This window comes from Anaerocolumna chitinilytica (assembly GCF_014218355.1).
GTDB lineage: Bacteria > Bacillota > Clostridia > Lachnospirales > Lachnospiraceae > Anaerocolumna > Anaerocolumna chitinilytica.
In genome coordinates this window covers 3,671,199-3,695,015 of sequence record NZ_AP023368.1, presented here as the reverse complement: position 1 = coordinate 3,695,015, position 23,817 = coordinate 3,671,199, and the positions used below count along the sequence as shown (strand labels likewise).

The 23,817-nt window shown below is 36.7% G+C and carries 26 protein-coding genes; all 26 read left to right on the top strand.

Annotation, left to right across the window (positions count from 1 at the left end):
• Window positions 1-293 precede the first annotated feature (293 nt).
• The 26 genes from flgB to bsdcttw_RS16035 all read left to right on the top strand — a co-directional run bounded on the left by flgB (window position 294) and on the right by bsdcttw_RS16035 (window position 23,810).
• On the top strand, window positions 294-686 hold the full coding sequence (flgB, locus tag bsdcttw_RS16160) for a flagellar basal body rod protein FlgB (RefSeq protein WP_185255873.1): 393 nt from the start codon (window positions 294-296) through the stop codon (window positions 684-686).
• 241 nt (window positions 687-927) lie between these two features.
• Window positions 928-1,368: a flagellar basal body rod protein FlgC gene (gene flgC, locus bsdcttw_RS16155; protein WP_185255872.1), complete on the top strand. Its 441-nt coding sequence runs from the start codon at window positions 928-930 to the stop codon at window positions 1,366-1,368.
• 14 nt (window positions 1,369-1,382) lie between these two features.
• On the top strand, window positions 1,383-1,694 hold the full coding sequence (fliE, locus tag bsdcttw_RS16150) for a flagellar hook-basal body complex protein FliE (RefSeq protein ID WP_185255871.1): 312 nt from the start codon (window positions 1,383-1,385) through the stop codon (window positions 1,692-1,694).
• Window positions 1,695-1,718: 24 nt separating this feature from the next.
• Window positions 1,719-3,314 (top strand): flagellar M-ring protein FliF C-terminal domain-containing protein, encoded by a 1,596-nt coding sequence (locus bsdcttw_RS16145; protein WP_185255870.1) that lies wholly within the window; start codon window positions 1,719-1,721, stop codon window positions 3,312-3,314.
• 13 nt (window positions 3,315-3,327) lie between these two features.
• Window positions 3,328-4,338 carry a flagellar motor switch protein FliG gene (gene fliG, locus bsdcttw_RS16140; RefSeq protein WP_185255869.1) on the top strand — a complete coding sequence of 337 codons (1,011 nt, stop codon included), beginning with the start codon at window positions 3,328-3,330 and terminating at the stop codon, window positions 4,336-4,338.
• Window positions 4,322-5,146 (top strand): FliH/SctL family protein, encoded by an 825-nt coding sequence (locus bsdcttw_RS16135; RefSeq protein ID WP_185255868.1) that lies wholly within the window; start codon window positions 4,322-4,324, stop codon window positions 5,144-5,146. Before fliG ends, bsdcttw_RS16135 begins: the two co-directional genes overlap by 17 nt.
• A gap of 82 nt (window positions 5,147-5,228) precedes the next feature.
• Entirely contained in the window at window positions 5,229-6,533 is a 1,305-nt protein-coding gene (gene fliI, locus bsdcttw_RS16130) for a flagellar protein export ATPase FliI (RefSeq protein WP_185255867.1), read from the top strand.
• Window positions 6,534-6,573: 40 nt separating this feature from the next.
• Window positions 6,574-7,020 carry a flagellar export protein FliJ gene (locus bsdcttw_RS16125; protein WP_185255866.1) on the top strand — a complete coding sequence of 149 codons (447 nt, stop codon included), beginning with the start codon at window positions 6,574-6,576 and terminating at the stop codon, window positions 7,018-7,020.
• An 11-nt stretch (window positions 7,021-7,031) separates the two neighbouring features.
• A complete protein-coding gene (locus bsdcttw_RS16120; protein ID WP_225903682.1) occupies window positions 7,032-7,814 on the top strand; it encodes a MotE family protein in 783 nt (260 codons plus the stop codon).
• An 84-nt stretch (window positions 7,815-7,898) separates the two neighbouring features.
• The gene (locus bsdcttw_RS16115) at window positions 7,899-9,323 is read left to right on the top strand and encodes a flagellar hook-length control protein FliK (protein WP_185255865.1); all 1,425 of its coding nucleotides are present in this window, start codon (window positions 7,899-7,901) and stop codon (window positions 9,321-9,323) included.
• A 93-nt stretch (window positions 9,324-9,416) separates the two neighbouring features.
• Window positions 9,417-10,169, top strand: coding sequence for a flagellar hook capping FlgD N-terminal domain-containing protein (locus tag bsdcttw_RS16110; RefSeq protein ID WP_185255864.1), 753 nt, complete (start codon window positions 9,417-9,419; stop codon window positions 10,167-10,169).
• A gap of 157 nt (window positions 10,170-10,326) precedes the next feature.
• Window positions 10,327-10,719, top strand: coding sequence for a TIGR02530 family flagellar biosynthesis protein (locus bsdcttw_RS16105; protein ID WP_185255863.1), 393 nt, complete (start codon window positions 10,327-10,329; stop codon window positions 10,717-10,719).
• A gap of 85 nt (window positions 10,720-10,804) precedes the next feature.
• Complete coding sequence (locus tag bsdcttw_RS16100) at window positions 10,805-12,241, top strand: flagellar hook protein FlgE (protein WP_185255862.1); 1,437 nt, start codon at window positions 10,805-10,807, stop codon at window positions 12,239-12,241.
• A 113-nt stretch (window positions 12,242-12,354) separates the two neighbouring features.
• Window positions 12,355-12,555 (top strand): flagellar FlbD family protein, encoded by a 201-nt coding sequence (locus tag bsdcttw_RS16095; RefSeq protein ID WP_185255861.1) that lies wholly within the window; start codon window positions 12,355-12,357, stop codon window positions 12,553-12,555.
• 102 nt (window positions 12,556-12,657) lie between these two features.
• Window positions 12,658-13,161 carry a flagellar basal body-associated FliL family protein gene (locus tag bsdcttw_RS16090; RefSeq protein WP_185255860.1) on the top strand — a complete coding sequence of 168 codons (504 nt, stop codon included), beginning with the start codon at window positions 12,658-12,660 and terminating at the stop codon, window positions 13,159-13,161.
• 70 nt (window positions 13,162-13,231) lie between these two features.
• Window positions 13,232-14,209, top strand: coding sequence for a flagellar motor switch protein FliM (gene fliM, locus bsdcttw_RS16085; protein ID WP_185255859.1), 978 nt, complete (start codon window positions 13,232-13,234; stop codon window positions 14,207-14,209).
• A 4-nt stretch (window positions 14,210-14,213) separates the two neighbouring features.
• Window positions 14,214-15,329 carry a flagellar motor switch phosphatase FliY gene (gene fliY, locus bsdcttw_RS16080; protein WP_185255858.1) on the top strand — a complete coding sequence of 372 codons (1,116 nt, stop codon included), beginning with the start codon at window positions 14,214-14,216 and terminating at the stop codon, window positions 15,327-15,329.
• 142 nt (window positions 15,330-15,471) lie between these two features.
• Entirely contained in the window at window positions 15,472-15,834 is a 363-nt protein-coding gene (locus bsdcttw_RS16075) for a response regulator (RefSeq protein WP_185255857.1), read from the top strand.
• On the top strand, window positions 15,834-16,271 hold the full coding sequence (locus bsdcttw_RS16070) for a flagellar biosynthetic protein FliO (RefSeq protein WP_185255856.1): 438 nt from the start codon (window positions 15,834-15,836) through the stop codon (window positions 16,269-16,271). Before bsdcttw_RS16075 ends, bsdcttw_RS16070 begins: the two co-directional genes overlap by 1 nt.
• 11 nt (window positions 16,272-16,282) lie before the next feature.
• Entirely contained in the window at window positions 16,283-17,203 is a 921-nt protein-coding gene (fliP, locus tag bsdcttw_RS16065; RefSeq protein WP_185255855.1) for a flagellar type III secretion system pore protein FliP, read from the top strand.
• Window positions 17,204-17,423: 220 nt separating this feature from the next.
• Window positions 17,424-17,699, top strand: coding sequence for a flagellar biosynthesis protein FliQ (gene fliQ / locus bsdcttw_RS16060; RefSeq protein ID WP_185255854.1), 276 nt, complete (start codon window positions 17,424-17,426; stop codon window positions 17,697-17,699).
• A complete protein-coding gene (gene fliR / locus bsdcttw_RS16055) occupies window positions 17,696-18,460 on the top strand; it encodes a flagellar biosynthetic protein FliR (RefSeq protein ID WP_185255853.1) in 765 nt (254 codons plus the stop codon). Before fliQ ends, fliR begins: the two co-directional genes overlap by 4 nt.
• 22 nt (window positions 18,461-18,482) lie before the next feature.
• Window positions 18,483-19,583, top strand: coding sequence for a flagellar biosynthesis protein FlhB (flhB, locus tag bsdcttw_RS16050; protein ID WP_185255852.1), 1,101 nt, complete (start codon window positions 18,483-18,485; stop codon window positions 19,581-19,583).
• 29 nt (window positions 19,584-19,612) lie between these two features.
• The gene (gene flhA, locus bsdcttw_RS16045; RefSeq protein WP_185255851.1) at window positions 19,613-21,646 is read left to right on the top strand and encodes a flagellar biosynthesis protein FlhA; all 2,034 of its coding nucleotides are present in this window, start codon (window positions 19,613-19,615) and stop codon (window positions 21,644-21,646) included.
• Complete coding sequence (gene flhF / locus bsdcttw_RS16040) at window positions 21,646-22,929, top strand: flagellar biosynthesis protein FlhF (protein ID WP_185255850.1); 1,284 nt, start codon at window positions 21,646-21,648, stop codon at window positions 22,927-22,929. The genes flhA and flhF overlap by 1 nt, the downstream gene beginning before the upstream one ends.
• Window positions 22,929-23,810, top strand: a complete 882-nt coding sequence (locus bsdcttw_RS16035; protein ID WP_185255849.1) for a MinD/ParA family protein — start codon at window positions 22,929-22,931, stop codon at window positions 23,808-23,810. Before flhF ends, bsdcttw_RS16035 begins: the two co-directional genes overlap by 1 nt.
• Window positions 23,811-23,817: the final 7 nt, after the last annotated feature.

Here is a 23,817-nt window from a genome sequence, read left to right as displayed (position 1 = left end):
TGGGAATGGCTGGTTTGTAAATATAAGATTAAACTTGCAAATTATTGTAATTTGCAAGTTTTTTTATTTGTCTATTTTAGTGTTGTGCAATGTGCTGTATGTCGAATTAAGTCAGGTCAAAAAACCCGTGATTTCTACAAATAAAAATGCAAAATTTGCTTTAAATAGTATATCTGAGCCTGTATTAGAAGAATTTACATTATATGATATAATAGTACTAATTTCAAAAAATTAACTTGTTTTTTTGTCGTAATATATTTATAATTGAATCTAGTTACGAAAGGAGTGTAAGTATGATAAATTCAGATGTATTCAACTATGTAAACATACTAAACAAAGCGGCCGATGCTACTTGGACAAGAGGCAAATTGTTGGTTAACAATCTCGCTAATGTCAGTACTCCGGGATTTAAAAGACAGGACATTGAATTTCAGTCATATTTGGCTAATGCACTACAGCAAGGGGCAGGCACTCTCGACAAAAAGGTAGCTAGCGTGAATTTAGAATCTATTCAGCCAACAATATATACAGATAATGCAAATCTAAGCTATAAACTTGACGGTAATAATGTTGATATAGATACAGAATCAGCAAATGTTGCAGAAAATCAGATTACAAATAGTGCTTTGCTGGAAGCAATGACGCAAGAGTTCAGTAGAATTAGAACAGCATTATCAAACGCCTAAAGTAAGTTATACACTGAAACCATGAGAGTGTTAACTTGGCGGCGTGAGATTGAATCTGGATATTTAATTATTGGTATTAAATAAATTAAAGTGTGTTGCAGAAAAGATTAAATTCTGTCGGAAGTAAATTATGGGGAATAAAATTTTCTGGCAGAACAAAAAGGTTAAGCCGAAAAAAGAAGTATTCTGTTAGAACTAAAACTTTCTGTTACACACCATATGATAGCTAGGAGGAAAACAGATGTCCGTTATTGACGCAATGAATATAAGTGCAAGCGGGATGACAGCGCAAAGGCTCCGCATGGATATTATATCTCAAAATATCGCCAACGTAAATACGACAAGAGATGAGAATGGAAACCCTTACAGGCGAAAAATTTTAGTATTTGAAGAAAGGCAGCAAACACCTTTTGCTCAGATTCTTGGGGGGAAGATTAGTCAGGCGGCAGGTTCGGGAGTAAAAGTAACAGAAATCAAAGAGGATACAAAGACGGCCATGAACAAGGTATATGATCCTTCTCATCCGGATGCTGATGAAAATGGTTATGTAACATATCCAAATGTAAACACCGTGACAGAGATGGCTAATATGATTGATGCATCTAGGGCTTATGAGGCGAATGTTACTGCTTTTAATTCAATAAAGAGTATGGCTTTAAAAGGTCTTGAAGTAGGAAAATAACGGGGGATTAACAAATGAATGTTACACTTCTGAATGGGATATCAAATCTCAATGCATTTAAAAATGAAAATATGGGAGTAGAAAAGACCACAAGAAATAATGCTTTTGAAAATGTGTTTCAATCTGCTCTTTCTATGTTAAATGAAACTAATGACTTGTCGAATGCTGCAAAAGAAGCAGAAGTATCCTATGCCTTAGGGTTGTCTGATAATACTTATGACCTTCAGGTTGCGCAGGAAAAAGCCAATCTATCATTGCAGTATACTGTTCAGGTGAGAAATAAAGTATTAGAAGCCTATAAAGAGATTATGAATCTCCAATTCTAACAATGAAACTTAAGGAGCAGTATAATGGTTGACAGACTAAAACAAATACCGGTGCAGTTACTTAACCAATGGAATAAGTATACCAGTAAACAAAAGACAATCATCATCTCAGTGGTTGCGGTAATATTTCTTGCACTGGTCATTCTGGTTACTGTGATGAACCGGACGGATTATAAGAAATTAATGACAGGGGAAACTACAAAAGATGTAAGTACTGTTGTAGGTCTGTTGAAAGATGAGGGAATCGGTTATAAATTAAGCAGTGACGGTATGACCATCAATGTTGATAAGAAAAAGTTTTCGGATGCGCTACTTGTGGTCTACGGCAGCGATATTCCTACAAGCGGACTTACTTTGGATCAATTGGTAAGCAATGATTTAAGTACAACAAACAGTGACAGAAATCTTAAGAATCACTTATATGTACAAACTGAAATCAGAAACTACCTTATTAAAATGAAGGGGATTAAGGATGCTCAGGTTACCTATGTACCGGAAGAGTCAACTTACAGTGTTCTTTCCGAGAAACAGGATTTGCCGGCAAGCGTAGCCCTTACTGTCACAGATGAATTTGATGCAGGAAATGCTTCTGCCATAGCAGAATATGTTGCAGCGGCTATTGGCAATGAAACAACTGATAAAATCAAGGTTATAGATCAGGATGGCAATCTTTTATTCGGTGGAAAGGATGACCTTTATACAGGAACTGCCAATTCTGTGCTGGAGTATAAGGAAAAACTTCAGAATACCTATAATAATAATATTTACATGCTCATGTTAAAGCTTGGCTATACCGATGTTCAACCGATGTTTAACTGGAAACTCAATATGGATAGAGTAAACCAGCAATATAAAGAAATGATTGCAGCGGAAGGACAGGATCAAGGTCTATACGGAAAATATTATACTTATGATACGAAGAATAGTAGTTCAACCAGCGGCGGTACGCCGGGAACAGATTCTAACGATGAAACATCTTATGATACCACTACAGGTACGGATAATGGTTCCTCTTCTTCTACAGTTCAAATCGAATATTTGCCCAATGAACGTGTTACCAATACGGAATATGAAGTAGGTGCAGTAGTGCCGGGAGAATCATCAGGCAGTATTGTTTGTACCAAAGTCGTTACTTATAAAGAAGAAGATTTAAAACTTCAGGGTTTATTGAAGGGTACAACCTTTGACAAATATGTTTTAGCAAATAAAAATCCCAAGAAAATTACTGTGGATAATGAAGTTTATAAAGCTGTTTCTCTTGCAACAGGAATACCGACCAATGCAATATCTATTATTGCTTATGAACAGCCGGTGTTTATTCCTGCTGAAAAAACTCCTTTGAATTGGTCCTTCTATTTACAGATTCTTTTAGCTGTTGCAATTGTTGGCCTTTTAGTCTTTGTAGTATTTAAAGGAACAGCACCTGCTGAAGTTACAGAACTTGAACCAGAATTATCTGTAGAACAGCTTCTTGCAACAACGAAGGAAAATCAGACCTTAGAAGATATTGAATTTAGTGATAAGTCGGAAGCAAAGAAGATGATAGAAAAGTTTGTGGACGAGAATCCGGATGCTGTTGCTCAGCTTTTAAGAAATTGGCTGAACGACGAATGGGGTTGATAAGGAGGAGAAGATGGCAAAAAATACAGAAATATCGGGAGTACAAAAAGCCGCTGTTCTCTTAATATCCTTAGGGCCTGAGAAATCAGCGAGTATATTTAAACATTTAAAAGAAGATGAAATAGAACAACTAACCCTTGAAATCGCTAATACCAGAAGCATATCACCTGCTACTAAGGATCAGGTATTGGATGAATTCTATGAGATTTGTCTTGCACAGCAGTATATCGCAGAAGGCGGTATTGCCTATGCAAAAGAGCTTTTAGAGAAAGCTCTGGGTGAGGACAAAGCTAAGGATGTTATTGGTAAACTGACAGCTTCTCTGCAGGTACGTCCTTTTGAATTTGTCAGAAAAGCAGACGCCAGTCAGATGCTGAACTTTATTCAGGATGAACATCCTCAAACAATAGCCCTTATCCTTTCCTATCTTTCCTCAGGTCAGGCTTCGGCAATTATATCAGCTCTTGCTCCGGATAAGCAAGCAGACGTAGCGAAGCGTATTGCTCAAATGGACCGTACATCTCCGGATGTAATTAAAGAAGTGGAAAGGGTACTGGAACGTAAATTATCCTCCCTTGTTAATCAGGATTATACCATCGTGGGTGGTGTGGATTCCATTGTTTCCATCTTGAATACTGTTGATAGAGGTACAGAAAAGCATATTATGGAAACTCTTGAAATTGAAGAGCCAGAGCTTGCAGATGAAATCAGAAGAAAGATGTTCGTATTTGAAGATATCCTTACACTGGATGACCGCTCAATTCAGAGAGTACTTCGTGAAGTTGACAACAATGAGTTGGCAGTTGCATTAAAATCATCTGGTGAAGAAGTACAGAATGTTATCTTTAATAACCTGTCAAAACGTCTTGCTGCTATGATTAAGGAAGATATGGAATTTATGGGCCCTGTCCGCTTAAAGGATGTTGAAGAAGCACAGCAGAAGATTGTTAATATAATTAGAAAATTAGAGGACTCCGCTGAGATTATTATTTCCAGAGGTGGAGGTGATGAGATTATTGTCTAATCTTATTAAATCCCGTTATGTAACACTAGGCAAAGAAGATAAGTTTGTAATTGATTCAAATGAAAAAAGTGAAGAGTTCAGACTAATTAATTTTGCTAATAATGCTCAGATTCATGTTGTTAAAACAGAAGAAATTGAACCGGCAGAAGGCTTTATTCCTGGTATCGAAGCAACTGTAATAGGAACCGAAGAGGAAAAGATAAGTGAAGAGGAATTAAAAAACCGCCTGGAAGATATGATTGCAAAGGCGGAAGAAGAAGCAGCACTTATCAGAAAGATAGCAGAAGAAGAAAGTAAATCCCATAGCAGAAAACTTTACGAAGATTCTACCAGAAGGGGTTTTGAAGACGGCTATCAAAAAGGACTGGAAGAAGCTCTTAAAAAACAAAAAGAATATGAACAGCAAAAAGCAGAGCTTTTAAAAGAATATGAAGAGAAAGTCAGAGCCCTGGAGCCTGAATTTGGAAGTATAATGGCGGCTGTGATTGAAAAGGTTACAGGGGTTATCGTTGAGGGAGAAAAGAATGTAATAACACACCTCCTTCATAAAGCTATTCTCCACAGTGATAACAGCAAATTCTACCATATTAGAGTATCGAAGGAAGATTATGAAGAAGTTGCGGCATATAAGCCAAAGCTTATTGAAATTCTTGGAACAACAGTAGAGCTGGACATTGCTTTGGATAAGAATCTCCTTAAGAACCAATGCATCATAGATATGGAAACAGGAATTATTGATTGCAGCCTTGATACACAGCTGGAGAACCTGAAGAAGGATATTATGCTTCTTTCCATGGACTTATTGTAGATTATTGCCGAGATAGGGAGAAAGATTTAATAGAAATTCCCTCATGATATTATAGAGCTGTGTTGGCAGAATGGAGGTTTGGGTGTTTAATCTTGAAAAATACGATATTCTGCTTGATCGAACTTATGAAAGAAATTTAGGTAAAGTGGTTAAAGTTGTTGGATTAACCATTGAATCCATAGGACCGAAAGCTAATTTGAATGATTTATGCACCATAACCTCATCTGATAAGTCTCAGATAATTATGGCTGAAGTAGTTGGTTTTCGCGAAAACAGGATACTCTTAATGCCATATGACAGCATAGAAGGTGTTGGTGTCGGGAGTACTGTTGAATCTACCGGCAAACCTTTAAGTGTTTCGGTAGGCGATAATCTCTTAGGGAAAACTTTGGATGGACTTGGGAGACCTATTGACAACTCAGAATTAATGATAGAGGCCGAGTATTCGGTTGAAGCGCAGCCGCCTGACCCATTAAAAAGAAAGATTATTGATGAAGCTCTTCCTCTGGGTGTAAAAGCTGTAGATGGGATGATAACAGTAGGCAAGGGTCAGAGAATTGGGATTTTTGCAGGCAGCGGTGTTGGTAAAAGTACTTTGCTTGGAATGTTTGCCAGAAATACAAAAGCAGATATCAATGTAATTGGCTTAATTGGCGAACGTGGCAGGGAAGTAAGAGAGTTTTTGGAAAGAGATCTTGGTGAGGAGGGTATGAAGCGCTCAGTAATTGTTGTTGCTACCTCTGACAAACCGGCTCTCATTCGTAAAAAAGCTGCTCAAACTGCTACAGCGATAGCAGAATATTTCAGAGATCAGGGAAAAGATGTACTGTTAATGATGGATTCCCTTACTCGTTTTTCAATGGCACAAAGAGAAATCGGATTGGCTTCCGGTGAACCGCCGGTTTCCAGAGGTTATCCGCCAAGTGTATATTCTGAAATGCCTAAATTGTTAGAAAGAGCAGGAAACTCAGATACAGGTTCTATCACCGGACTTTATACCGTACTGGTTGATGGTGATGATTTCAATGAGCCGATTACTGATACTGCCAGAGGTATATTGGACGGGCATATTATGCTGACGCGTAAGATGGCAAACAAGAATCATTACCCCGCAATAGATGTTTTACAAAGTATTTCCCGTGTTATGTCCTCTATAGTAGCCGCGGAGCACAAAGCTGCTGCCGGTAAATTAAAGAATGTTTTAGCTACTTACATGGAGGCAGAGGATTTGATAAACATTGGAGCTTATAAAAATGGTTCCAATAAAAATATAGATTATGCAATATCCAAGATAGAATCTGTTAACGCATTTTTACGTCAGAATGTAGATGAGAAAATTGATTTTGATTTGATTGTTGATAAATTAATTAATTTGTTTGAAGATTAAATTAAACTGACCTAAAGAGAAAAGCGAGGAAAAATGGGTTATGGCTAAATTTATTTATAAGATGGAAAATATCTTAGGAATAAAGTACAAAATGGAAGATCAAGCAAAAACTTCTTATGGAATAGCCCGCAGAAAGCTAATAAAGGAAGAAGAACTTCTCTATGAGCTAAAAGACAGGTTGGAAGGATATCAGATTAGAAGCAAAGAGCTAAGAATGCGAAAGCTGGATATTATGAAATTAAAAGAGTATACAGAAGCTTCTGAGATGATGAAAAAAGAAATCAAATTACAGGAATTGAATGTAAAAAAAGCTGAACAACAGGTTGAGCTTGCCAGAGTAAGACTTAACGCAGCAATATTAGAGCGAAAGACTCATGAAAAACTAAAAGACAATGCAAAAGAAATATTTTTCCTTGAAGTAGCTCAGACAGAAAGAAAAGAGATAGATGAATTGGTAAGTTTTCGATTCAATAATCCTACCAATTAGGAGGAAAGAAAATGGCTAAGAAAAACAAAGGGGCAGAAGGTACTGAGAATGAGAAGAACGTCGGCAGTAAGATTGTAATTGCAGTTATTGTACTGTTGGTAATTCTGATTTGGCTAGTAGTGTTCGCACTTTTAATTAAATTGGATGTTAACGGGCTTGGATCTACGGTACTAAGACCTTTGATAAAAGATATACCAGTTGTAAACAGGATTCTTCCGGATGTCTCTGAAGAACAGTTGGCATATGAAAATGATTATCCCTATAAAACACTGGAAGAAGCTATAGATAAAATTAAAGAGCTGGAAAAGGAAAATGCTGCCCTCAGTAAAGGTAAAACCAGTGCTGAAAAGACGGCAAAGGAGCAGGCTGCTGAAATTGATAAGTTAAAGGTCTATGAAGAAAATGAGAAAGCTTTTGAAGCAAGAGTCAAGGAATTTGATGAAAAGGTAGTATTTGCAGACCAAGCTCCGAATATTGAGGAATATAAGAAATATTATGAAAGTATTGAGCCTGCCAATGCAGAAGAAATATATAGACAAGTGGTTGAGCAGCTTCAATATTCTAATGCAATAAAGGAAAAGGCAGATATCTATAAAAAGATGAAGCCTGATGCAGCAGCAGCAATCTTAGAGACTATGACAGCGGATATTGATACTGTAGCCCAGATGCTACTTAGCATGAATGCGTCCCAGAGTTCTGCTATCTTAGCTGCAATGGACCCTACTGCGGCAGCTAAAATTACAAAGAAGATGATAGATATGGATGCAGAGTTGGCAAGTTCCAATAGCAAATAGGCTTTTAGTAGAAACAGCCTTGTATCGTTGCAACAAGGCTGCCTGCTTTAAGTATAAATATTATGAAAGAAAGGAGGAAAAGGTATGATGCAGAATGTTAAAGCTGGATTTATCGAACGGTATACCGCACGTACAAGTGGCGCACAATCAAAAACAACAGCAAGCAGCGGTAAAAAATCTTTCGAAGATATTATCTTCGGCAATCTGAATACAGGTAAAGCAGATGCAAGCAATAGTGCCAGCACTGTGAAAACTGCAGGGAGTAAAGATGCCAATGCCAGTAAGCAGGATGTAAAGGTGAGTGATGATGTTAATTCCGGTCAGGATAAAACTCCCATTAAACCTGATAAGCAGGACAATGTAATAGAAACGAAGACAGATAATGCCAAGCCGGCTGAGAATGTCGTTCAGTCAGGAAATACACCTGAAACAGTTTCAGATGACAAAAATCTCTCAATGAAATCTGAGGATACGAAGCTTATTGATATCAATAATATCAATATACAGGAACTTCTGAATGCGATTAAGAACGGAGTTGGACAAAAACTAGGGATTTCCGAAGAGGATCTTAATAAAGCATTAGAATCTCTTGGTTTTACCCCCCTTAGTCTGCTCGATGTTAATAATCTCAAGCAATTTCTTTTAAAGGTAAGTAACAATGAGGATATGTCAGCCTTTTTAACGCAAGATGGTTTAGGGAATTCACTGAAAGAGCTGATGAATGTATGTGATACCATCAAAAATCAATTCTCCATATCAAAAGAACAGCTTTCCGTATTAACCCAACCGGCTGCGGCGGAAAACAAGCTGATTCCTGATATTCAAACAGAATCAAATACGAATGTAAATGATATTGCAAAACCAGAAAAAGAAATTGATATCACGGTAGTTAAAACAGTACAGACAGAGAGTAAACGTTCCAATGAAGAGAACAAAACCGGCAGTCAAAAGGCAGAGCAAAACCTAAATGCTACCGAGCTTCTTATTCACAATCTGGCGGTAAATTCAGGTAGTGAAGAAGCACTATTTACAAATCAATTATCGAAAGCGCAGCAAATCAGAGAAATAACCAGCCAGATACTAGATGCTATCCGCATTAATATTAAGCCGGATCAAACCTCTATGGAGCTTCAATTAAACCCTGAGAATCTTGGGAAAATTAATCTTGTTGTTGTCTCAAAAGAAGGTGTTTTAACAGCCAAATTCGTAACCGGCTCTGAGACTACAAAAGAAGCAATTGAAAGTCAGCTCCAAACATTTAAGGAAAACCTGAATAATCAAGGTTTGAAGGTTGAAAATGTAGAAGTTACTGTTTCTTATTCAGCTTTTGACCAAAGGGAACAAGGATTTCAGAATAGTACAGGCGGTGAAAATCAGGAGAAGCCCAGAAATAGAGTATTTAAAGGATTAGATGAGCTTAACGACACAACTCTTGATTCCGCGAAAGAAGATTCCGTAAACCTTGTAGGATTGGAACAGAGCACCAGCAGTGTAAATTATACTGCATAAAGTAATTGTAACATAGCAAAGCAGGATTACTAATATGGGTAATGTGATAATTGAGACATGTTCTCACAGTACCAGAAAGGATATAATCAATCTATGAGTAGTGTTTTACCAGTTAAAGATGGTAAAGTTGTTGATAACACATCTTCAAAAACAACTACCACAAGCACTTCAGGTACATCCTCTCTTGATAAAAATGCATTTCTGCAGCTTTTAGTTGCTCAGATGAAATATCAGGATCCGTTAAATCCTAGTACGGATACGCAATTTGTTCAACAGTTAGCAACTTTTTCACAATTGGAACAGATGCAGAATCTGAACAGCACGACAGCCAATAATCAGGCCTTCGGACTTGTTGGTGCCCAAGTGGAGGTATCCGCTACCGATTCTGCCGGTAAAACCACAACGACCAACGGACGTGTAGATTATGTGGTTATAGCCAATGGATCTGCAAAGTTATCTGTAAATGGAAATCTTTATTCAATGGATCAGGTTTCAACAGTTCTCTCCGGTGAATTTGTATTGGAAAAGGGACTCCCTTATCTTACTAAGAAAGTGGATGAGACCTTTGATAAGGATAATCAGAAAGATATCAGTTTTACCGTTAATTTAGGTTCAGGTCAGACGGTCGCAACGGACGTAGCAGTTATTATTAATAACACTGTGATTGATACCAAATATGTTACTTTGGACGGAACGAAGGTTACTATCAGCAAAGAAGCTTTAGCAAAACTGGATAATGGTACATATAAACCAACTATCATGTTTAATGATGCGAACTATACAACCATATCAAACCAGGTTAGTATTACAGTAAAGGGAACAGGAACAACAACCCCTACCCCATAATCTGAAGTACGACAGATGGATCAGACAGGATTGAAGAACAGATACAAAAGATGTAACAGCAATGGAACGGAGGCCTTAGCTGTAAAGGTTATGATAAAGGACATTTAAACAATCTTCCATAATGTTCACATGGACGTGAGCATAGAAAGAGGTTAATATGAATCATATCTCTCAAACAAAATTTACTACCATCGAGCAGATGACAGGGCAGCTGTTACAAAAAAAACCACTGCCGGTAAAGCAGGTGGCACCGGAGAATTCCTTTAGTAAAATTCTTGAAAATCAATATACCAAGCAAAACACAGAGTTGAAATTCTCTAAGCATGCTAATGAGAGGCTGCAGAATCGGAATATTGAGTTGTCAGAGAAACAGTTAGAAAAACTGTCAGAAGGGACAAAAAAAGCGCAGGAAAAAGGAATTTCAGAGTCACTTGTAATGGTAGACAATATAGCTTTTATTGTGAATGTTAAGAACAGTACCGTTATAACAGCGCTTGATGAAGGGGAAGATAAGATTTTTACAAATATTGATGGTGCCGTAATTATGTAATATGCCGGACCTTAGGGAGGCATTTTAAGTCCTTGACTGACAGAGAGGACAAATCTAGGCACAATAATAAGGAGGTCATTTCATTATGATGAGATCATTGTACTCCGGTATTTCCGGATTGAGTGTTCACCAGACTAAAATGGATGTAATCGGTAATAATATTGCAAATGTAAACACAGTTGGTTATAAATCCAGCAGAGTAGCTTTCTCGGATATATTCTACCAAACAATACAGAGTGCTACCGGACCGAATGAAGCAACAGGAGCGGCTGGACAGAATGGTATGCAGATTGGTCTAGGAAGTACAGTATCATCCATTGTGTCATCCATTACAAAGAATGGTGGTGCTCAGAGAACAGATAATCCCTTTGATATTATGATTAACGGAGATTCATTCTTTGTAGTTAATCAGGGAGGAACTAATTATTTCACAAAAGCCGGAGATTTTAAGGTTGACGCCGACGGAACTCTTTGTACTTCAAGTGGTGCTACGGTTATGGGATGGCAGGTAGATCCTAAGGACCCTACAAGAACAGTTGCAGACATGGTGTCTCCTTTGAGGATTATGGCACCGGAGAATCAGTATTCTGCGCCGGTAGCTACAACGAATTCCTATATCTCAGGTAATATTGACAGCAAGGATACACAGATTGCCTATGGAGCTTCAGGAAAAACTGTTACTGTATCTTTTTATGATAATCTCGGTCAAAGTTATAATGCTACGCTGAAATTAAATCAGGTAAGTGCAACTGATACTCATGATTATACGGTTCAATTAGTAGATATTACAGATTCAAAAGGAAAATCTATTTTAGTAACAAAAGATGCTAGTGGTAATTATACTAAATCTGGAGCAGAGTTATCAACTTTTAAATTTGGAAACAGTTCTTATACAGTGGATTCAGCTACAGGAGCTGTTACATTGGATACTCCACCGGTTCTTTCATTTGATCCTACAACTGGTAAATTTCATGGGATTGGAGCTGATGCCTCAGCAACTGGTAAGTCTATCAAAATGATTTCGGGTATGTCAACAGCAACCAATCATTTCTCAGATATTAATATAGATTTCTCTACGATTACCATGTTTGCAGGCAGCGGTAATACAACCTTAAGCTCTACACCCGGTGATTTAGACGGGCTTGGTAAAGGCCGTAAAGCCGGACATATGACAGGCCTTAGTGTTGATACCTCCGGTAAAATTTATGGTAGTTATGATAATGGAGACAATAGACTTTTAGGACAGATAGCGGTAGCATCATTCTCAAATCCGGCTGGTCTTGAGGCTAAGGGTGGTAACATGTTTGCAGAGACACAAAACTCCGGTAAATTTGATGGTATCGGACATGATGTCAGCAGCGACGGCGGAAGCTTCACTACCGGTGTTTTAGAGATGTCCAATGTGGATCTTGCTTCTGAGTTTACCGAAATGATTACTACCCAGAGAGGATTCCAGGCGAACTCAAAAATTATTACAACTTCAGATACTTTATTAGAGGAACTTATCAACCTGAAAAGATAAATAAATTAATGGCGGCCTAACCCGCCGCCATCTTTTATTATTAAGAAGAGAGGGTTTGGGCTGAAAAAACCAAAAGCAGTTTTTTCAACTACGTATTCACAAAAGGAGTTAAAATGATTAATTTAACGAAAATGAGCGGAGTAGAAATTACGCTTAACTGTGATTTAATTGAATCAATAGAAGAAGTACCGGAAACGGTAATTACCCTCTCCAATGGGAAAAAAATACTGGTAAAAGAGAGTAGACAAGAGATTATAAATCTTGTAAAATGTTACAAAAAAGAACTTTATTCTGGTGGTATACCTAAATTATGACACTATAAACCTTAACCTTAGGGAGGGAAAAAGGTGTTAAGAATGAAAGTCATACAAATTAATTCAGAAGGGACATGCCTTTCATAGGCAGAGGGAAAGGGTATGAAAAAGAGTTTCTTAACGGTCATTATCCTGGCTTTAGGAATAGTTAATATGATTCTGACAGCGGTCATTGTATTTGCCGTTGTACCGACCACAATGAGAACAAATGAGTTGATATCTAAAGTAGCTTCCACTATTGATTTGGAGATTAACGGGACTCCGGACAATAAAGAAGTAAGCATTGAGGATATAGAAAATTATAATTTAAGCAAAGACCTCACTATTAATTTGAAGAAAGGCTCTGATAACGCAGCTCATTACGCACTTGTTACGGCATCCTTATCGCTTAATAAAAAGTCTGAGGATTATGCAAAGTTGCAGCCCCTGGTAGCAACCAATGAAACAAAGATTAATGAAATTATCCAGAATGAATTTGCAAAATATACCATGGATGAGCTTTATGATAAAAAAGAGCAAATTAAAAGTAATATCTTAGCAGCAATTCAAGAATATTTTGGTTCTGAATTTATAGTTGGTGTTACTTATGAATATACAGCACAATAAAGAATTTTGATGATTTCGATAGAACTTTATGATATTATGGTATTAAGTAATCACCCGGGAGGTAGTGGCAATGGGCGACGTCTTGTCTCAAAATGAGATTGACAATTTGCTTAAAGCGTTAAGCAGTGGGGAACTGGATGCAGAAGAGTTTAAAGGCAGTGGCGAAAAGCAAGTAAAGAACTACGATTTTGCAAGACCCTCCAAGTTTTCAAAAGAACATCTTAGGACATTAGAAATCATATTTGAACATTATGGGAGATTGCTTTCTACAAATTTACCGGCTTATTTTCGAAAAAATGTCCAAATAGAAGTGGTAAGTTCAGAAGCGGTTGCTTATTCCGAGTTTACCAACGCCCTCTCTAATCCCGTATTATTGGGAATTGTAGATTTTTCACCTTTAGAGGGCAATATTATTATAGAAATCGCGGACAATCTAGGTTATGCAATGGTGGACCGTATGCTTGGCGGAACTGGAATGCCGTTAGAAAAAGCAAGAGATTTTACAGAGATTGAGTTAATTATAATGGAACGTATATTTAATGTCTGTACAAATCTTCTGAGTGAACCATGGGAAACAGTAATTCATGTTGAACCAAGACTTACCAGAATTGAAACAAATTCACAGTTCGCACAAATTATTGCTCCCAGTGAAATGACTTCCATTATTACCATGAATATAAAAATCGGTAATGTGGAAGGTATGATGAATATATGTTTACCATATGCTTGCCTGGAGAGTGTTATAGATAAATTAAATACAAAGTATTGGTTTTCAACAATGCAGGTTAAAGATGATAAGTCATATCAGGAACTTATTGAGATGGCTATATCGAAAGCAAAGATACCAATCAAAGCAATATTGGGAAGAAGTTCTATCTCAGTTAATGACTTTTTAGGACTTCAAGCAGGGGACATCATCAAACTGAATACAAAGATTGATGATGAGCTAGATATTTATGTTGGTAATCTTGATAAGTTCAAAGCACTGCCAGGTGCATCTTCTGATGCATATGCAGTGAGAATTACATCAATAATCAGGGAGGAGTAATAATATGGATGGTATGTTATCTCAGGAGGAGATTAACGCACTTCTAAGTGGGATGAGTTCGGACATAGGCAGTGTGGAACCAGATAATAGTGATTCACTGTCAGATGCTGAAAAAGATGCAATTGGTGAAGTTTCAAATATCAGCATGGGTACAGCTGCTACAACCCTTTCATCGCTTGTTAATCAAAAAGTTGTCATAACCACGCCGGTAGTGTCATATGCGACATGGACTGATTTGACGGAATCATATGACAGACCATGTGTTTTTATACAGATATATTATAAGGATGGTTTAGATGGAAACAATATTTTAATATTGAAGGAGTCGGATGTTAAGATCATTACGGATTTGATGATGGGCGGTGACGGAACCAATGTAGCCGGAGAATTATCAGAACTCCATTTGAGTGCCATCAGTGAGGCTATGAATCAGATGATGGGTTCGGCATCTACTTCTATATCAGCAATGCTTGAGAAAAGGGTTGATATTTCTCCCCCTATTTCAACCTTGGTAGACATGAACGAATCGATTGACGGATCAGATATTGCACCATTCTTAAAAGGGCACTTTGTAAAGGTATCTTTTAAGATGGAGATTGGTACTCTGGTTGATAGTGAATTGATGCAGCTTTATCCTTTTGAACTGGCTAGGGAATTATATAGTAATTTTGTAAAGGAAGAGCCAAAGCCTGAACCTAAAGTTCAGCCAAAGCCGCAGGCTCAGCCAAAGGCAGCAGAAGCAGTGCCCCAGGCGGTACCGCAAATGCAGATGCCAAATAATCAAATGCAGTCACCTATGTACCAAATGCCTTATGTAGCTCCAGATATTAATGTTTCACCTGCACAGTTCCAGAACTTTACGGTATCGCAACAGTTAACACCACAGCCGGAGAACATTAACCTGATTATGGATGTTCCACTGGAAGTTACTGTAGAACTTGGCAGAACAAACAAATCAATTAAAGAGATATTAGATTTTACACCAGGCACAATTATCGAGCTGAATAAACTTGCAGGAGAGCCCATTGATGTTCTTGTAAATGGTAAGTTTGTTGCAAAAGGTGAGGTTGTTGTAATTGAAGAGTCCTTTGGTATCAGAGTGACTGAAATCATTAAATAACAGGTCTATGAGAAACCATGAATCATGTGATGTAAATCATCTATACATGAAATTAACATAATAATTGGTTCTAGAGGGTTTAATTAAAGGGTGAATGTGATCTAATTAATTATAAAATCCAACACATGATAGGAGAATAAAAATGGGTAAGAGTATTTTAATTTGTGATGATGCCGCTTTTATGAGAATGATGATTAAGGATATTTTAAGTAAAAATGGCTATACAATTGTAGGAGAAGCTGAGAATGGTGCGAAGGCTGTTGAAAAATATAATGAAACAAAGCCGGATTTAGTAATGATGGATATTACTATGCCTGAGATGGATGGTATACAGGCACTTAAGAAGATTAAATCAACAGATCCTTCCGCTAATATTATTATGTGTTCCGCCATGGGACAGCAGGCGATGGTTATCGAATCCATACAGTCAGGTGCAAAAGATTTCATAGTAAAGCCTTTTCAGGCTGATAGAGTCTTGGAAGCGGTTAAGAAGGCTGTGGGTTAATGGACATTTTGTTAACTAAGCTGTCGGGGGGCAATAATTTTCTGCAGCTTCTTGGTGTAATTGTTCTTTTTCTTATAGTGTTGGTTATTACCTACCTGACAACAAGATTTGTCGGTGGCGTCAAAATGGGAACCTTAAGGGATACTAATTTTAAGGTGATTGATACTTATAAACTTACGCAGAATAAATTTCTGCAGATTATTAAGATAGGTACCAGATATTTTGTAATTGCAGTAGGAAAAGATGAGATAAGGCTTCTTACAGAAATAGCTGAAGATGATATTTTTGTAGCAAGTAAGAACACCAGGCAAAATGTTACCTTTCAGGATATTTTGAAAGGTTTTAAGAAACAACTAGAGAAAGAAGATAATAGTGGTGATATTTCTGCGAATCTGCCGGAAAGTCCTGAAGATGCAGAGAAAAATGATTACCTCTAAGGTTGGTATGCATGGAGAAAAGGAATAAAAGGATATTAAAAAAGCTGGTATATGTATTCTTCATTTTATTCATTACTGGTATATTAACCAATAAAACAGATTATGTATATGCAACTCAGAACAATGGATCAGCAGTGACAGATACGAAGGATGCTAATCAGACGAAAAACGGCACCACCAGTAATCAAACTGATAAAAGTGGAACCTCAGGGACTGATGGAACAGCAGATAATAATTTAAGCGGCCAGATAGGGCCGTTTAAATTTAATTTGGATACAAATCCAAATGGAGGAGGAATAACCTCCACGTTACAGATAATGCTGGTAATCACTTTGATTTCCCTGGCTCCATCAATTTTAATTATGGTAACATCTTTTACCAGAATTATAATTGTACTGCATTTTGTCAGGTCAGCCTTAGGAACACAGACTACACCTCCTAATCAGGTACTCATAGGTATTGCCTTGTTTCTTACTTTTTTCATTATGTCACCGGTAATAACGCAGATTAATAATGATGCAGTAAAACCTCTTTCAAATGGAGAGATTACACAGCAAGAAGCTTTTACGGCAGGAATTAAACCTTTAAAACAATTCATGTTAAAAGAGGTAAAACCTCAGGATTTAAAACTGTTTATTGACATTTCTGAAGTAAATAAAGACAACAGCATTACTAACGTTGAGGATTTGCCTATTACTGTTATTATTCCTTCGTTTATTATTAGTGAGTTACGTACTGCTTTTATTATCGGATTTGTAATATATATACCATTTATTATTATTGATATGGTAGTAGCATCTACCTTGATGTCTATGGGTATGATGATGCTTCCTCCAACGACAATCTCCATGCCGTTTAAAATTCTTCTATTCATTTTAGCAGACGGTTGGAATCTTGTAATTGGAGAATTAGTTAAAACTTTTTATACGTAGAAGAACAAAGCGATTTTTATACCTACAAAAGATAAAGTCTGTTACGTTGGAATAAGATTCATCTGAAAAGAAAGCTTCTTATTTTTATTTAATAATAGCAAGCTTGCAGTATGCATAGGAGCTGGTGTGATAATAAAACAACAACTTTCACAAATATGTTTGTGCCTATGAAAACCTCGGCTTAAACATGAGATGTGTTGGAAAGGGAATGATTGTTAGTATGAATGAAAATGTAGTAATTGATATTATCAGAGAAGCACTATGGATCATTATAAAGGTTTCAGCACCTATGCTATTAGTGTCACTGGTTGTTGGGCTTATAATTAGCATTCTGCAGACCATAACTTCCATTCAAGAGCAAACTCTCACATTTGTTCCGAAGTTCATCGCAATCTTTTTGGTTATTATGTTGTTTGGTGGTTGGGTAATGTCTGAAACCAAAGATTTCTTTATTGAACTTATCAACAACCTCCCTTACTATATTAGAAGTACATGACTTTTACAGTTGAGGGATTCGATGTTCTTTTGTTGATTCTTGTGAGGGTATCAACATTTGTTTTTGTAGCTCCTTTCTTTAGTCTTCCCAATGTACCTTTTAGAGTAAAAGCAGGCTTTTCATTTATTTTTGCTCTTATTATTTTTCAGGTATCGGGAACTAATATTCAGTATAGTACAGTGATTGAATATGCTATTCTAATTATGAAAGAAGCATTAACAGGTCTTATTATCGGTTTTTTTACAAATGTCAGTTATTATATCCTGAATTTTGCAGGTCAATTAATGGATATGGAGATTGGCTTTTCTATGGCAAATGAGTTTGATCCGATAACTAGAATTGAAAGCACCATAACCAGTAATTTATACTCTTATTCTGTTATTTTAATGCTTTTAGTTACTGATATGCATCTTTATATTCTAAAGGCATTTGCCGATACTTTTCAGATAATACCTTTAGGGGAAGCTCACATTAAATCAAATATGTATCTGCTGATGGTAGATTTTATTAAGAATTATTTTATTATAGGTTTTCGAATCGTATTGCCAGTTTTTGCTGCAATGCTGATTGTTAATACCATACTGGCCATATTAGCAAAAATTGCCCCTCAGATGAACATGTTTGTCATTGGTTTTCAATTAAAGATATTTACTGGTTTGTTAATTTTATTCCTACTGGTTAAATTCTTACCTACTGTATCAGGATTTATTTTCAATCAAATGGCAGATATGATGAAAGCAGCCGTTCGAGTACTGGAATAGCTTTATGAGTGAAGGGAATAAAATGGAAAGATTATTAACTTACAATCTGCAGTTATTTGCAGAAGGCGGAGAGAAGACAGAAGAACCTACCGCTAAAAAGTTAACTGACGCGAGGGAAGAAGGTCAGGTTGCCAGAAGTACAGATTTAATTTCTTCTTCTGCTCTTATTGCCTTATTTGCTGGTTTGAAGCTTTTTGTTGGAAGGATTGGCAAGCAATTTATTGATTCTTTTAATAATTTTTACAATAATATTGTAAAAACAGCTGCAGATGATTTTAATATTGGTTCAGCATCTGCGCTTATGAAAGAATGTTTTTTAAGTATATTTCAAATAATAATACCTATATTTATAATTTCAGTTTTCGTCGCTATTGTAATTAATATTTTTCAGGTGAAATGGAAGATTACTACAAAACCTCTGAAACCTAAGTTCAATAAATTCAACCCGATTACCGGTTTTAAGAAAATATTTTCAAAAGACAAATTGGTGGACATGTTAAAAGAAGTCCTTAAAATTACAGCCATTATATATATTGCATATAATACTTTGACTAACTACAGTGAAAACCTTCAAAAGCTCTATGGTATGGAACTGATGCAAGCAATACAGTTTATAGGGAATATTGTTATAAAACTGGGCTTAAATATCAGTATCGTATTTCTTATTATAGGTGCTGCCGATTATATTTATCAAAAATTAAAATTTAGAAAAGACATGAGAATGTCAAAGCAAGAAATCAAGGATGAATACAAGCAGTCGGAAGGTGATCCCCAGATAAAAGGGAAAATCAGGGCAAAGATGAGGGAAGTTTCACAGAGAAGAATGATGCAGATGCTTCCACAAGCGGATGTTGTTATTACAAATCCAACACACTTTGCCGCTGCTATTAAATATGATAAAGAATCCAGCGAAGCACCAATGCTTATTGCAAAAGGAGCCGATTATCTGGCACAGAAAATAAAAGAAGTAGCAAAAGATAATAATATTGAAATTGTTGAGAATAAACCTCTGGCCAGAATGCTTTACTATAACGTGGATGTTGGTAACGAGATTCCGCCTGAACTATATCAAATGACAGCGGAAGTTTTAGCCTATGTTTATAATTTGAAAAATAAAACATGATTACATTATAGATTCAGGGGGCATTGTTAATGAAAAGAACAGACATGGCTGTAGGAATTTACTTGCTGGCAGCAATTATATTTTTAATCGTACCCATACCTCATATTTTATTGGATTTATTATTGGCTCTTAATATCTCCATTGCATTGATTGTCCTATTTAATGCTTTATTTTCAAAAGAAGCTCTCAATATGTCAGCTTTCCCAACAATCCTGTTGTTTTCAACTATATTCCGAATTTCCTTAAATGTATCAGCTATGAGATTGATTCTAAGAGATGGTTATGCCGGTGGTGTAATTCAGACTTTTGGTAATTTCGTAGGCGGTGGTGATGCAATCATCGGTATTATTGTATTTATTATTCTTATTTTAGTACAGTTTATCGTAATAAATAAAGGTTCTGAACGTGTTGCTGAAGTAACTGCCAGGTTCACTTTGGATGCGATGCCCGGTAAACAGATGGCCATTGATGCAGACTTAAACACCGGAGCTATAAATGATAGCCAGGCAAAAGAAAGAAGAGAGAAAATTCAAGCAGAAGCCGGATTCTTTGGAGCAATGGATGGTGCTACCAAGTACGTAAAAGGTGATGCTATTGCAGGTCTTATTATTGTTTTAATTAACTTTATCGGCGGAATTGCAATTGGAGCATTTCGCGGCGGTATGGGAATGGGTGAGGCCTTTGATAAATATACAATACTGACCATTGGTGAAGGTTTGGTTAGTCAGATTCCTTCCCTTTTAATTTCCCTGTCTACAGGTATAATTGTAACCAAGGCTACAAAAGAAGCTGATGTTGGACAAACCTTATTTAAACAGCTCTTCTCTATTCCAAAAGTTCTCTATATTGTTGGTGGAGCATTAATATTTCTTGGAATAGTAACCCCTCTTAATACACTTGTATTTTGTTCTTATGGAGTTGTATTCGTTTTATGCGGTAGAAGTATAGCCGGAAAAATGGAAGTTGAAAACATTGAAAGCATGGCGGAAATGGAAGAGAGCAACGGAGATGAGATACGAAAGCCGGAAAATGTAGTTTCTCTGTTACAGGTTGATCCCATCGAGTTAGAGTTTGGTTATGGTATTATCCCTCTTGCCGATGTAAATCAAGGCGGTGATTTACTTGACCGTGTTGTTCTTATCAGAAGACAGATTGCTCTTGAATTAGGTTGTGTTGTGCCGATCATAAGATTAAGAGATAATATACAGCTTAATCCTAATCAATACCTTATTAAAATTAAGGGAGTGCCGATCAGTGAGGGAGAGATTTTATTTGATCATTACATGGCTATGAATCCAGGTTATGTAGAAGAGGAAATTACAGGTATACCTACTTTTGAACCATCTTTCCATTTACCTGCTATCTGGATAACTGAAAACCAGCGTGAAAGAGCGGAATCCTTAGGATATACGGTAGTTGATCCACCCTCAATTATTGCTACGCATCTTACAGAAGTTATCAGAAGTCATATCTTTGAATTACTTACTAGACAGGATGTACAAAATCTTATTAATAATATACAGGAAGCCAATCCAACACTTATACAGGAACTTGTTCCAAAGCTAGTCAGTGTCGGAGAAATACAAAAAGTATTACAGAACCTGTTAAAAGAAGGAATATCAATCAGGGATCTTATTACTATATTTGAAACTCTTGCAGATTATGCGACTAATACAAGGGATACGGATGTGCTTACAGAATATGCAAGGCAAAGTCTTAAAAGAGCAATTAGCAGTAAATACTTTCCTGTCTCTGAAGTTACAAGTGTCGTGACCTTGGATCCAAAGGTTGAGCAAGATATTATGAATAGTGTAAAGCAGACAGAACAGGGTGCTTATTTAACACTGGATCCTGAAAAAACAAGAAGTATCATGAATTCAGTCGAAGAAGAAGTACAAAAACTAGAGGATATTGGTAAGAATCCTATTGTTATAACTTCTCCCATTGTCAGGATGTATTTTAAGAAACTGACACAGGATTATTTTAAGGATTTGATTGTTATATCTTATAATGAAATTGAATCCAATGTTGAATTACAATCGGTAGGGATGGTGACGGTATAGTGATAATAAAAAAATATCAGGCAAATACGGAAACAGAAGCAATTCTCTTAGCAAAGAATGAGCTGGGGAAAGACGCCATAGTTATGAATATCAAGACGGTTTCACCGAAAGGTGTATATCGTTTATTCAGAAAACCTACCGTTGAAATCACTGCGGCTGTTGATGATAATGGTGTTTTATCAGGAATATCAAAGGATTCACAAGCGCAGAAATCAAAGCCTTCTTTTTTTACAAATACCTTGTCAGCAGCTTATGAGGAGGAGAGTATTACTTCTCCCGGTAAAGTAAAAGATACTTATGCATTAAAAGACAACTATACCGGTAAAGAGGCTTATACTTCAAAAGAACCTTATAATGTGAAAGAAGAGGCTTCTGCCATTGAAAAGAAGCTGAATAATCTTCAGGAGTTACTGGAAAAGCAGCTTTTAGAACAGCAGGAGAATAAAAAAGAACAAGATGCACCAAGGCAGAAAGATCCTGAAATTCAAAAAAGAGAAGAGTGTATTAAACTGGTATATGACCAGTTAATAAAAAATGAAGTGGACGAGAAGTTTGTTGCACAGTTGGTAAGTGAAATAGAATCAAAGCTTACAAGAGACATCACGATAGATAATATTTTGTCCCATGTATATCAAAAGATAATTCTTAAATTGGGACAGCCTAAAGTAATCGAAACCGCGGAGGACAGGTGTAAGTATATATTTTTTATAGGTCCTACCGGAGTAGGAAAGACTACTACAATTGCAAAGATTGCTTCTGATCTGAAGTTGAATAAAAAGTTAAAAGTAGCTATGCTTACTTCCGATACTTACCGAATTGCTGCAGTAGAGCAACTAAGAACCTATGCAAATATCCTTGGTATACCCATGAAGGTAATCTATACGGAAGAAGAAATGGCAGTAGCTAAGGAAGAATTATTGGGTTATGACGTAGTACTTGTAGATACAGCCGGACGTTCCCATAAGAACAGAGAACAAAGGGATGATATCGTGAGACTTCTTAGTACGGTAGAAAAAGAGGAAAGTGAAATATATCTTGTTTTAAGTGCTACCACCAAATACAAAGACTTAATCCGTATTACGGAAAGCTATTCTGAAATAACTGATTACCGTATTATATTCACTAAGTTAGATGAGACTATATCGGTAGGAAATATACTAAATATCAGGATGTACACCAACGCTGAACTTTCTTACGCAGCTTATGGTCAAAATGTTCCGGATGATATTGGAAAACTTAATACGCAGGAAACTGCAAAGAAACTACTAGGAGGTTTTGATTGATGGATCAGGCGGAGCAGCTTCGCAATATAGTAAAAAAACACAGTATGCCTGACCAGCTCTCCAGAGTTATAACCGTTACCAGCGGAAAGGGCGGCGTCGGTAAATCGAATCTTTCAGTAAATCTGGGAATCCAGCTTAGCAGAATGGGTAAGAGAGTAATAATCCTGGATGCTGATTTCGGTCTTGCGAATGTCGAAGTCATGCTTGGTATCAGGCCCCAATATAATCTGGCAGATATTATATATGGTAATAAAAGTCTGCAGGAGATAATCACAAAAGGTCCTGAGAATTTGATGTTTATATCCGGGGGCTCCGGAATACAGGAGTTATCCAATATTACAAGAACTCAGATAGACTTTCTGAACCAAAAGCTCTATGAATTAGATGAATATGCTGATATAATTATTATTGATACAGGAGCAGGTGTAACAGATAGTGTATTAGAATTTGTTATGGCAAGTTCGGAAGTATTATTGGTAATAACGCCGGAACCCACATCAATAACAGACGCCTATGCACTATTAAAAATACTGAATAAGCGAGATGATTTTAGAGCTGATATGACATCAATCAAGATGATATCCAATAGAATCAACTCACAGGATGAGGGAATTAATTTATATAAAAAAATGAATCTTGTAGTTGAAAAATTCTTAACGATAAAGCTTGACTACCTGGGAGGAATACCACAGGATTCCAATGTTACACGAGCTGTAATGCAGCAAAAGCCATATTCTGTATTATATCCGAATTCTCCCTCCTCAAAAGCTGTGTATAACCTAGCTGCATCTTTGTGCAGTAATAATAATATGAGTGGATTAGAGCAAAGAGGGATTGCTCATTTTTTTTCAAGTCTTCTTCATCGTAAGACAAGTAAATAACGGAGGT

What these genes read in the sequence shown, in the direction of transcription:
- flgB (WP_185255873.1), top strand. Translation starts at nt 294, where the DNA reads ATGATAAATTCAGATGTATTCAACTATGTAAACATACTAAACAAAGCG.
- flgC (WP_185255872.1), top strand. Translation starts at nt 928, where the DNA reads ATGTCCGTTATTGACGCAATGAATATAAGTGCAAGCGGGATGACAGCG.
- fliE (WP_185255871.1), top strand. Translation starts at nt 1,383, where the DNA reads ATGAATGTTACACTTCTGAATGGGATATCAAATCTCAATGCATTTAAA.
- bsdcttw_RS16145 (WP_185255870.1), top strand. Translation starts at nt 1,719, where the DNA reads ATGGTTGACAGACTAAAACAAATACCGGTGCAGTTACTTAACCAATGG.
- fliG (WP_185255869.1), top strand. Translation starts at nt 3,328, where the DNA reads ATGGCAAAAAATACAGAAATATCGGGAGTACAAAAAGCCGCTGTTCTC.
- bsdcttw_RS16135 (WP_185255868.1), top strand. Translation starts at nt 4,322, where the DNA reads ATGAGATTATTGTCTAATCTTATTAAATCCCGTTATGTAACACTAGGC.
- bsdcttw_RS16125 (WP_185255866.1), top strand. Translation starts at nt 6,574, where the DNA reads ATGGCTAAATTTATTTATAAGATGGAAAATATCTTAGGAATAAAGTAC.
- bsdcttw_RS16120 (WP_225903682.1), top strand. Translation starts at nt 7,032, where the DNA reads ATGGCTAAGAAAAACAAAGGGGCAGAAGGTACTGAGAATGAGAAGAAC.
- bsdcttw_RS16115 (WP_185255865.1), top strand. Translation starts at nt 7,899, where the DNA reads ATGATGCAGAATGTTAAAGCTGGATTTATCGAACGGTATACCGCACGT.
- bsdcttw_RS16110 (WP_185255864.1), top strand. Translation starts at nt 9,417, where the DNA reads ATGAGTAGTGTTTTACCAGTTAAAGATGGTAAAGTTGTTGATAACACA.
- bsdcttw_RS16105 (WP_185255863.1), top strand. Translation starts at nt 10,327, where the DNA reads ATGAATCATATCTCTCAAACAAAATTTACTACCATCGAGCAGATGACA.
- bsdcttw_RS16100 (WP_185255862.1), top strand. Translation starts at nt 10,805, where the DNA reads ATGATGAGATCATTGTACTCCGGTATTTCCGGATTGAGTGTTCACCAG.
- bsdcttw_RS16095 (WP_185255861.1), top strand. Translation starts at nt 12,355, where the DNA reads ATGATTAATTTAACGAAAATGAGCGGAGTAGAAATTACGCTTAACTGT.
- bsdcttw_RS16090 (WP_185255860.1), top strand. Translation starts at nt 12,658, where the DNA reads ATGAAAAAGAGTTTCTTAACGGTCATTATCCTGGCTTTAGGAATAGTT.
- fliM (WP_185255859.1), top strand. Translation starts at nt 13,232, where the DNA reads ATGGGCGACGTCTTGTCTCAAAATGAGATTGACAATTTGCTTAAAGCG.
- fliY (WP_185255858.1), top strand. Translation starts at nt 14,214, where the DNA reads ATGGATGGTATGTTATCTCAGGAGGAGATTAACGCACTTCTAAGTGGG.
- bsdcttw_RS16075 (WP_185255857.1), top strand. Translation starts at nt 15,472, where the DNA reads ATGGGTAAGAGTATTTTAATTTGTGATGATGCCGCTTTTATGAGAATG.
- bsdcttw_RS16070 (WP_185255856.1), top strand. Translation starts at nt 15,834, where the DNA reads ATGGACATTTTGTTAACTAAGCTGTCGGGGGGCAATAATTTTCTGCAG.
- fliP (WP_185255855.1), top strand. Translation starts at nt 16,283, where the DNA reads ATGGAGAAAAGGAATAAAAGGATATTAAAAAAGCTGGTATATGTATTC.
- fliQ (WP_185255854.1), top strand. Translation starts at nt 17,424, where the DNA reads ATGAATGAAAATGTAGTAATTGATATTATCAGAGAAGCACTATGGATC.
- fliR (WP_185255853.1), top strand. Translation starts at nt 17,696, where the DNA reads ATGACTTTTACAGTTGAGGGATTCGATGTTCTTTTGTTGATTCTTGTG.
- flhB (WP_185255852.1), top strand. Translation starts at nt 18,483, where the DNA reads ATGGAAAGATTATTAACTTACAATCTGCAGTTATTTGCAGAAGGCGGA.
- flhA (WP_185255851.1), top strand. Translation starts at nt 19,613, where the DNA reads ATGAAAAGAACAGACATGGCTGTAGGAATTTACTTGCTGGCAGCAATT.
- bsdcttw_RS16035 (WP_185255849.1), top strand. Translation starts at nt 22,929, where the DNA reads ATGGATCAGGCGGAGCAGCTTCGCAATATAGTAAAAAAACACAGTATG.